Annotated in this window: 1 protein-coding gene; it reads right to left on the bottom strand. The window is 59.0% G+C overall.

Annotation, left to right across the window (positions count from 1 at the left end):
* Window positions 1–108 precede the first annotated feature (108 nt).
* On the bottom strand, window positions 109–629 hold a 521-nt coding region (locus tag PO883_RS34730), incomplete at its 5' end, for a transposase (RefSeq protein ID WP_289313839.1).

Raw genomic sequence — 629 nt, 5'->3', positions numbered from 1 at the left:
CTAGTCTTACTGTGTCACAAAATTAACTTGATCTGAAAGCAGCAAGGGCAACGCTGTAGTTGTGTTGTGATTGCACTGGCGATAAGCGCGCGCAGCGTTGTAATGGAGTCAGGGACATGACGTTGCGCTCGTCCTGCTTCCGCGAGGGATGTAATCGTCGGGTAAGCCAGGTGCTTCTGGCCCTGCAGAGTTTTTTTTGACGCCAGGATGATTGAGGCGCTGCGAGGTCAGAAAGCCGTAAGCGGCGATGCACAACGTGGCGTGATGGTGAAACCCGCGCCAACCGCGCCCCTCGTAGTGCCCGAGTCCGAACTCTTGCTTCAGTTCCTGATAGTCGCGCTCGATTCGCCAACGCATTTTTGTCACGAACACGATTTGCTCAAGCGTCGCATCGCAGGGCGCTGTCGAGAGGAAGTACTTCAGCGGCTCCGCGTCACCCTCCGGCCATTCGATCAGCAGCCATTCCTCGGCGCGCATCTCGGTGCCGAGGTAGTCCCGGTGGGCGGGGCGCACCCGTACGGCGGCGAAGCGAGAGGACAGGTTGGCATTGGAACCTTCCCGCCATGTGACCGGGCGGTAGCCTTGCGACGGCAGCGACAACGCCAATGCTTTCACGGAAACCGGCTCAT

The organism is Massilia sp. DJPM01 (assembly GCF_030348125.1).
GTDB lineage: Bacteria > Pseudomonadota > Gammaproteobacteria > Burkholderiales > Burkholderiaceae_D > Telluria_A > Telluria_A frigida.
Note: the sequence above shows the minus strand (reverse complement) of the source record. Positions and strands in the feature narration are given on the sequence as shown.